The organism is Micromonospora sp. I033, from assembly GCF_053890995.1.
In genome coordinates this window covers 19629-27670 of sequence record NZ_JBSSLX010000067.1, presented here as the reverse complement: position 1 = coordinate 27670, position 8042 = coordinate 19629, and the positions used below count along the sequence as shown (strand labels likewise).

Annotated in this window: 9 protein-coding genes and 1 pseudogene; 5 read left to right on the top strand and 5 right to left on the bottom strand. The window is 76.4% G+C overall.

Going from position 1 to position 8042, the window contains the following annotated elements:
- Together ACW0Q9_RS14120 and ACW0Q9_RS14115 are read right to left on the bottom strand one after the other, a co-directional pair.
- Positions 1-464: pseudogene (locus ACW0Q9_RS14120) on the bottom strand (hypothetical protein); the annotation flags it as partial.
- A gap of 305 nt (positions 465-769) precedes the next feature.
- Entirely contained in the window at positions 770-1216 is a 447-nt protein-coding gene (locus ACW0Q9_RS14115; RefSeq protein WP_456181356.1) for an Rv0361 family membrane protein, read from the bottom strand.
- Between the two features lie 82 nt (positions 1217-1298).
- Between ACW0Q9_RS14115 and ACW0Q9_RS14110 the strand changes: the two genes are divergently transcribed.
- The 5 genes from ACW0Q9_RS14110 (at position 1299) to ACW0Q9_RS14090 (ending at position 5484) form a co-directional block, all read left to right on the top strand.
- On the top strand, positions 1299-1517 hold the full coding sequence (locus ACW0Q9_RS14110) for a hypothetical protein (protein ID WP_456181354.1): 219 nt from the start codon (positions 1299-1301) through the stop codon (positions 1515-1517).
- A gap of 87 nt (positions 1518-1604) precedes the next feature.
- A complete protein-coding gene (locus ACW0Q9_RS14105; protein WP_456181352.1) occupies positions 1605-2783 on the top strand; it encodes a sensor histidine kinase in 1179 nt (392 codons plus the stop codon).
- Entirely contained in the window at positions 2773-3981 is a 1209-nt protein-coding gene (locus ACW0Q9_RS14100) for a hypothetical protein (protein ID WP_456181350.1), read from the top strand. Before ACW0Q9_RS14105 ends, ACW0Q9_RS14100 begins: the two co-directional genes overlap by 11 nt.
- Positions 3951-4667 carry a response regulator transcription factor gene (locus ACW0Q9_RS14095; RefSeq protein ID WP_456181348.1) on the top strand — a complete coding sequence of 239 codons (717 nt, stop codon included), beginning with the start codon at positions 3951-3953 and terminating at the stop codon, positions 4665-4667. Before ACW0Q9_RS14100 ends, ACW0Q9_RS14095 begins: the two co-directional genes overlap by 31 nt.
- 73 nt (positions 4668-4740) lie before the next feature.
- On the top strand, positions 4741-5484 hold the full coding sequence (locus ACW0Q9_RS14090; protein WP_456181360.1) for a hypothetical protein: 744 nt from the start codon (positions 4741-4743) through the stop codon (positions 5482-5484).
- Positions 5485-5493: 9 nt separating this feature from the next.
- Here ACW0Q9_RS14090 and ACW0Q9_RS14085 read toward each other — a convergent pair whose 3' ends face one another.
- The 3 genes from ACW0Q9_RS14085 to ACW0Q9_RS14075 all read right to left on the bottom strand — a co-directional run bounded on the left by ACW0Q9_RS14085 (position 5494) and on the right by ACW0Q9_RS14075 (position 7936).
- Positions 5494-6420: a GlxA family transcriptional regulator gene (locus tag ACW0Q9_RS14085; RefSeq protein WP_456181346.1), complete on the bottom strand. Its 927-nt coding sequence runs from the start codon at positions 6418-6420 to the stop codon at positions 5494-5496.
- Between the two features lie 70 nt (positions 6421-6490).
- Positions 6491-7093: an isochorismatase family protein gene (locus tag ACW0Q9_RS14080; protein ID WP_456181344.1), complete on the bottom strand. Its 603-nt coding sequence runs from the start codon at positions 7091-7093 to the stop codon at positions 6491-6493.
- A 93-nt stretch (positions 7094-7186) separates the two neighbouring features.
- The gene (locus ACW0Q9_RS14075; RefSeq protein WP_456181342.1) at positions 7187-7936 is read right to left on the bottom strand and encodes a lysophospholipid acyltransferase family protein; all 750 of its coding nucleotides are present in this window, start codon (positions 7934-7936) and stop codon (positions 7187-7189) included.
- Between the last annotated feature and the right edge of the window lie 106 nt (positions 7937-8042).

Sequence of the window (8042 nt, the reverse complement as noted above, 5' to 3'; positions counted from 1 at the left end):
CCGGGTCGCTCGGTCCCGGTGCCGGTCGGCCGGTTGTCCGGCTGGCCCGCCGGGTGGCTGGGCGTGGCGGTCGGCCGCGCCGGCCGGCCCTTCTCGGCGGCGAGCAGCGTGTCGCAGTACGCCGCCACCTTCTCCTTGTCGCCCGCGGTGGTGACCAGGACGCGGAACGCGGGGCTCTCCAGCGCCTTGCCCGGGTTGTCACCCGCGCCCGCCCGGTACGCCCGGCAGAGCCCCACCAGGTTCGGCGACGGGGTGCCCTTGGCGTCGGCCGGGCCCTTGCCCTTGCCGTCGTTCGGGGAGGGCGTGTCGGTGGCGTGGGCCGACGGCTTCGCGCTCCGGTCGGCGAGCGGACCGGGCAGGGTGCCGGTCGCGGCGGCGAACGCGACCCCACCGCCGGCGGTGACGGCGAGGACCGCCGCGCCGGCCTTGAGGGTGAGCAGTTTCGCGAGGACGAGCTGTGACATCGGTACGGCTCCGTTGTGGGGGATGGACACGGACGTGCCGCCCGGCGTGCCTCCGGAACAGCGGGACCGGGGCACGGGTGACCCGGCGCCGGCCGGAGGGGTGGCCGACCACCCGCGCCCGGGCGGAGCCACCCGGTGACCGGTCGGCTACGCCGTGGACGCGCTGGTCACGAGTCCCGTGCCTTCGTTCCGTGCCCCTCAGCGCTGGTCCCGCGCCGGATGTCACACCGCTACCCATGCGGCGGCACGACGGCACGGACCGTGACCGGAGAGCGAGGAACCGAGGGGCCGGGACGGGGACGCCGTCACTCGCAGATCCGCCACCCGCCGTCCTCCTTGACCAGGACGAACGCCTGCGTCACGGTGGTGCCGCTCTGCGGGGTGAAGCGGACCTGCGCCGACCCGCTGACCCGTCCGTTGCTGTTCGTGACGTTCAACCCGACGATCCGGTAGCCGGTCAGCGCGGGCTGGGCGGACTGCTGCCGGACGAAGTCCTCCTGGCTGACCCGGTCACGCACCCGCCCGCAGAGCTGGCCGTACGCGGTCGGGTAGTCGCGGTCGACCAGGGCGCCGGCGAAGGTGTCCACGGCGGTCCGGGCCGGACCGGTGGCGTCCTGCACCACGCGGTAGAGGGCGAAGCCGCCGACCACGCCGCCCACGCAGCAGAGCGCGAGAACCACGCCGACGACGGTGAGCACGACCCGGGTCGTGTTCGACTTCCTGGGTGGCACCATGGCCGGCTGGTACGTCATGTCCGCAGGGTAGGAGCGCCGCGCCAGTAGCTCGCGCGGTAAACCGGGTGACGGGCCGGGACCGGACGTCCACCATCGACGGATGCCGCAGCATCGACCCGCCGACGTGGTGCCGGCACACGTCGCGGCGGCCCGCGCGGCGTACCCAGGAATCACCGCGACCGTGGGTGACGCCCGGGACCTGCCGCTGCCCGACGGTTCGGCCGACGCCACCCTGCTGCTCGGCCCGCGGACCGGCTTCACCACGGCCTACTTCCACCGGCCGGGAGTCGGTAAGCGACGCGCCGCGTACCGTGGGTGACCGGTTGCCTGCGAGCATGCTATTCTCCGGCGTCGATCTAGGCCGTGCGGACCCGACCGGGTCGCTGCCGGAAGGACACCTCCCCCGATGCCGGTCGTTGCCGCCACGACCCTGCCGCCGTCCCCGTTGGACCGGCCGGCGGGCGGCGCGTTCACCCTGGTCTTCACCACGCTGCCGGCGCTGCTCCGGCTCACCTGCGGCCTGGTCGCCGCGGTGGTCGCGCTGGCGGTGCGCACCCCGCCCGTCCAGGTGGCCCTGCTCGTCCCGGCGATCGTCGCGCTCACCGCCTGGTCCGCCTGGTACGCCGTCCGCGCGCTCCGGCACGGGATCACCGGCGCGCTGGTGGCCGGTGACGTGGCGCTGACCACCGCGACCGGGCTGGCGATCCCCTGGCTGGTCGCGCCGGAGGTGCTGCCCGGCGAGGGGAGCTGGGTCGCGGTGCTCGCCAGCACCACCGTGATCAACGCGCAGGCCACCGCACCGGCCCGCTGGTCGGTCCCGGCCGGGCTGCTGGTCGCCGCCGGCTACGCGGTCGGCGCCACCCTGGCCGGCAACCCGGTGGAGGCACGGGCGCACGCCGGGACGCTGCTGGTGCAGACCGGGTGCACGGCGATGATGACCGCGGTGATGCGCCACCGGATCGGCAGTGCCGACGCCGCCTTCACGGACTACCAGCGGCTGTCCCACGAGGCGGTGGTGGGGCGGGCCGCCCGGGAGGCCGAGCGGCGGCAGAACCGGGACCTGCACGACACCGTCCTCGCCACGCTCACCATGGTCGGGCTCGGCGCGGTGTCCGGCCCGTCCGCCGCGCTGCGCGAGCGGTGCGCGGCCGACCTGCGTACCCTCACCGCCCTGGCCGACGCACGCTCCGCGCCGGCAACCGGCGCGGTGGCCCTGGACGAGCGGCTGCGGACCGTCCTCGCCCGGCTGCCCGAGCTGACCGTCGCCGCGACGCTGGCGCCGTGCCGGGTGCCCGCGGTGGTCGCCGCGGCGCTCGCCGACAGCGCCGCCGCCGCGCTGGCGAACGTGGTGCGGCACGCGCCGGGCGCCGCCACGACGCTGCGTCTGGCCCGGGACGCGGACACCGTCGTGGTCGACGTGACCGACGACGGCCCCGGCTTCGACCCGGCCACGGTCCCGGCCCACCGGTACGGCCTGCGCGAGTCGATCCACGGCCGGATGGCCACGGTGGGCGGCCGCGCAGAGGTGACCTCCGCCCCTGGCGCCGGCACCCGGATCCGGCTGGAGTGGTCGGGTGTCCACTGAGTCGGGAGCGGTCGGGACCGGCACGACGGCCCGGCCCGTCGTGCGGCAGCGGACGCCCGAGCGCGCCGATCCGGGGGCGGCCGCGACGGCGGCCCACGCGGTGGCCGACGCCTCGGACCGGGGTGCCCGGATCGTGGCGGTGGTCATCGCACTGGCGTGGCACCTGGCGATCGGGCTGCCGGCGCTGCTCGGCGCCGGGTCCCGGCTGGCCGCCCCGCCGGTGGTCGTCGGCGGCTGGCTGGTTACCGCGGCGATCGGCGGCGCGGCCGGCGTACGCCTGCTGCGCGGCGGGCTGCCACCCGCCCGGCCGCTGGCGGCGGCGCTGCTCGTGGTCGACGGGGCGGTCTTCGCGGCGGCCGGCGAACGGCACCTGTTCACCACGGCCAACTGGGTGTGGGGCGGGCTGGCCTGGTTCTTCCTGGTGGTGCTCTGGCGGCGGCCGCTGCGCTGGCTGCTCGCGCTGCTCGGCGCGCACGCGGCCATCGCCCTCGCCGCGGTGGTCCTGCACGGCGCCACCGCCCCGGCCGACCTCAGCCGCTTCGCGATGTACGTCTACGGCACCTCGTCGCTGCCGGTGGCGGTCTTCGCGGGTGCGGCGGCGATCGCCGCGCTGGCCCGGGACCGGGCCGGCACCGCCGCCGGGGCCCTGGCCGTGGCGGCGGAGCGGGACGCGGCGGAACGGGCCCGGCGGGAGCGGCAGGCGCGGCTCGCTCTGGTGAGCGGCACGGCCGAGGAGGTGCTGGCCGCCCTCGCGGCCGGCGACGCCGACCCGGCCGACCCGGCGGTACGCCGCCGCGCGGTGCTGGCGGCGGCCCGGCTGCGCCGGCTGATCGCCGAGTCGGACGACGTGCCTGATCCGCTGCTGCATGAGCTGCGCGCCGCCGCCGACCTGGCGGAACGGAACGGCCTGCCGATCGAGCTGGTCGCCGTCGGGGCGCCGCCGGAGCTGCCGGTCGAGGTCCGTCGGCGGCTGGCCGACCCGCCGACCGCGGCGCTCGCCGGTGCCCGCGACTGGGCCCGGCTGACCGTGGTGGCCGGGCCGGACGAGGTGGTGGTCAGCCTGGTCACGCCCGACCACGACGGGCCGGACGCGACCGGTCCACCCGCCGGGGACGGGGGCGGGGACGGTCCGGTGGAACACCTGCACGAGCGGGACGGGGAGATCAGATGGACGCAGACCCGGTGGCGGAGGACGTGACCGGCGGGCAGCCCGTCGGGGTGGCGATCGTGGACGACCATCCGGTCGTGATCGACGGGGTACGGGCCTGGCTGGCCGGCGAGCCGCGGCTGCGGGTGCTGGCCACCGGGGACGATCCGGACGTGGTGCTGCGGGCCGCCCCGGAGGCCGAGGTGGTCCTGCTCGACCTGCGGCTGCACGGGCGGATGGTGTTCGACAAGCTGGCCGAGCTGAGCGCCGCCGGCCGTCGGGTGGTGGTCTACTCCGAGCACACCGACCCGGAGACCATGCTGGCCGCGCTGGACGCCGGCGCGGTGGCGTTCCTCGCCAAGCACGAGGGGCGGGAGCACTGCGTGGCCACCGTGCTCGCCGCGGCGAGCGACCGCCCGTACGTGCCGCCGGCCTTGGCCGGGGCGATCGTGGGCGACCCCCGGCCGGACCGCCCGGTCCTGTCGGACAAGGAGCGCGAGGCCCTGCTGCTGTGGTTCCAGTCGATGTCGAAGGCGTCGGTGGCGCGCCGGATGCGGATCAGCGAGCACACCGTGAAGCAGTACGTGGACCGCGCGCGGATCAAGTACACCCGGGCCGGGCGGCCGGCCGCCACCAAGGCGGCGCTGCTCGCCCGGGCGATCGAGGACGGCCTCGTCCGGCCGGAAGATATCGGCATCTACCGGTCACAGGCGTCCGCCGACCGGCCGACCCCCTAACGGCTGTCATGACAGCCGTCCCCGCCTGGACCAGGCTCGACGTATCACCAACCGGGACCGGGAGGTCGTGACCGTGCCGGAGGACGCCGCACCCTTCTTCATCGGGCCGCACCGCTTCGACGCCGATGACGATCCCACCCGCCCCGTGCTCGACCGGCGGTACGCGCTGCTCCCGGAGCCGGGCGAGCACCTGCTCGGGCAGCACCGGCTGCCGGTGGCCGGTCACCTGCTCGGCCCCACCGACGACGTCCGGTCCTGGGCGCTGCCCACCCCCGCGACGGTCACCGTGACCGACCGGCGGCTGGCGTACGTCTGCACCGGCTCCGAGCTGTCCCTGGTCTCCGGGCGGGACGGCCGGACGGACGCCCGGCACCGGCGCCCGGTCCGGCTGTCCCGCCTGGTCAGCGGCCAGATCCGCTGGCAGTGGCCGTCCCGGCTGGAGCTGGCCGAGGGCCCGGACGGCACCGGCGAGCTGCGGGTGGTCTGCGACGCGCTGCGCACCATCCGGCAGCCCACGCTGGCGCTCGCCGGCCCGATCGCCCTGGTCACCGCGCTGGCCCGGCAGGTACGCCGCTCGGTGGCCGCGTTCCGGCTGGCGCGCCCCGAGCTGGTGGACCTCTCCCCGCCGGAGCGGGACGCCCTGCGGGTCCGGATGGGCCCGGCGCCCGGCCCGGCCCGGGGCGCGGTGACCCTGCCCGGCTCGCTGCCGGTGGAGTTCCTGTCCCGCGACGACTACTACCGCCCGGCGGCGACGGAGCCGCCGGCCTGGCCGCGTCAGGACGTTCCGGCGCGGGACCGCCCCGGCTCCGCCTGCTGACGCGCGGGCTCAGCCGGCCAGCCGCAGCGCGGCGGGGTCGGGGCGGCCCCGGGCGCGCAGCCGGCGCAGCATCCTCGCGTCGGTGAAGCCGACCGCGCGGGCGGCGGCCTCCACCGTGGCGCCGTGCCCGATCAGGTGCTCGGCCCGTTCCACCCGCAGCAGGTGCTGGTAGCCGAGCGGGGTCAGCCCGGTGGCCTGCCGGAACAGCCGGCTCAGGGTGCGTTCGGCGACGCCGCAGGCGGCGGCCAGGTCGGCCAGCGGCAGCGGCTCGGCGTAGTGCCCGTCGATCAGGTCCTGCGCCCGGTGCACCGCGTCGGACAGGTGCGACCGGTACCGCATCATCGCGCTGGCCTGCTGCTCGTGGCCGTTGCGCCGGGCGTACACGACCAGGGTGCGGGCGATCCGGGCGGCCACCGCGGGGCCGTGCCGGGTGGCGATCAGGTGCAGCGCCACGTCGATGCCGCTGGCGATGCCGGCGGAGCTGACCACCCGGTCGTCGACCACGTAGAGCACGTCGCGGACCACCCGGGCCGCCGGATGCCGCCGGGCCAGCTCGTCCTGCACGTCGTGGTGGGTGGTGCAGCGCCGCCCGTCGAGCAGCCCGGCCCGGGCGAGCGCGAAGGCGCCCGCGCAGACGCTCGCCACGGTGCCGCCGGCCGCGTGATGGTCGGCCAGCCGCCGCAGCTCGTCGGGCCCGACCGGCCCCGCCGGGCCGTGCGCCGACAACCGCCATCCGGGTACGACCACCAGGTCGTCGCGCTCCAGCGCGGGCCAGTCCGGCGTGGCCCGCAGCGTCACCCCCTGCACGGTCGGCACCTCGGGGGTGGCGGCGACGTAGTGCAGGCGGTAGTCGTACCCGAGGTCGGCGGCGGCGGAGAAGACCTGGGCCGGCCCGGCGAGGTCCAGCAGGTGCAACTGCGGCACCAGCAGGAACACGACGGCTCCGGGCCGCGGCGCGGCGCCGGACGCACCGAGCTGGAGCCGTCGTTCGACCCGGGCCATGGGCTCAGGCGCCGATCGGGACGGCGTCTGTCACCTCGGCGACGGTGCGCACGGTGGCGAACCGGCCGGCCAGGGCGTATTCGGTGCGGGCGGTCATCTCGGCGGTGGACAGGGTGCGCGGGTCGGCCAGGATCCGCTCCAGCGGGGCGTCGGCCGGCAGGTCCCGGTGCGGGGTGGGGAAGGTGACGGTCGCGTCGGTCACGAACGTCATCTCGTACCCGAGGTCGCAGCCCACCCGGGCGGTGGTCTCCACGCACTGCTCGGTGCGGATGCCGCAGACCGTCACGTCGCGGATCCCGGCGAGGGTGAGCACCTGCTGGAGGTTCGTGGTGGTGAAGGCGTTGTGCGAGGTCTTGACCAGCGTCGGCTCTCCGGCCGCCGGGGCGAGGCCGGCGATCAGCCGCACGTGCCCGAGCGCCGGGTCGAAGACGCCACCGCTCCCCGGCTCGGCGTGCAGGACCCAGACCACCAGGTCGCCCCGGCGGCGGGCCGCGTCGACCAGCCGGTTCACCTGGTCGACGATGTCGGGCTGGGAGGCGTGGGCCCAGATCGGGCGCTGCCGGAAGGACTCCTGGACGTCGATGACGACGAGTGCTGCTCTGCTCATGGGCTCGATCCTGGCCGGGCGGGCGCCCGGCCGGCAGACACCATCATGCCCGGATGCGGAACGATCCGGCCACGTCCCGGCTCCCGCCGCGGATCAGGCGGTGGGGGTGCGGCGCCCCGGGCGGTCCAGCTCGGCGGCCTGCTCCGGCGTCGGCGCGGTGCCGCCCAGGTGGGCCGGCTGCCACCAGGTGTCGTCCGGGCCGGCGGGCTGGTCCGGGTACTCCCGCTGGGCCCGGTCGACCAGCGCCGTGAGGCGGGTGCGCAGCTCGGCGGTCAGGGCGTTGCCGTCCGGGTGGGCGGCCGGGTCGATCGGCTCGCCGACCAGGATGGTGATCGGGGTGTGCCGGCGGGTCAGGGTGCGCGGCCGGCCCTTGGTCCACAGCCGCTGGGTGCCCCAGAGCGCGACCGGCAGCAGCGGCACGGCGGCCTCCTGGGCCATCCGGGCCGCGCCGTTCTTCAGGTCCTTGACGGTGAAGGAGCGGCTGATGGTCGCCTCCGGGAAGACGCCGACCACCTCGCCGCGGCGCAGCGCGCCCACCGCCGAGGCGTACGACCCGGCGCCGGCGGCGCGGTTCACCGGGATGTGCTTCATGCCGCGCATGAGCGGGCCGGAGACCTTGTGCCGGAAGACGGAGTCCTTGGCCATGAACCGGACCAGCCGGCGGGACTCGTGCGCGCCGTAGCCGCAGAAGATGAAGTCGAGGTAGCTGACGTGGTTGGAGGCCAGCACCGCCCCGCCGGTGCGCGGCACGTGGTGGCTGCCCTCCACGCGCAGGCGCAGGTCGAGGGCGCGGAACATCGTCTTGGCGGCGAGGATCACGGGCGGGTACACGAGCTCCGACATTCGCCAACTTTACCCCGGGTAGGTTACGCGACCGTAGGGGCGAACGGCACCCGCTCTGCCCTCGGCAGAGCGGGCTCGCCGGCGGCGTCCGGAGCGGCCAGCATGG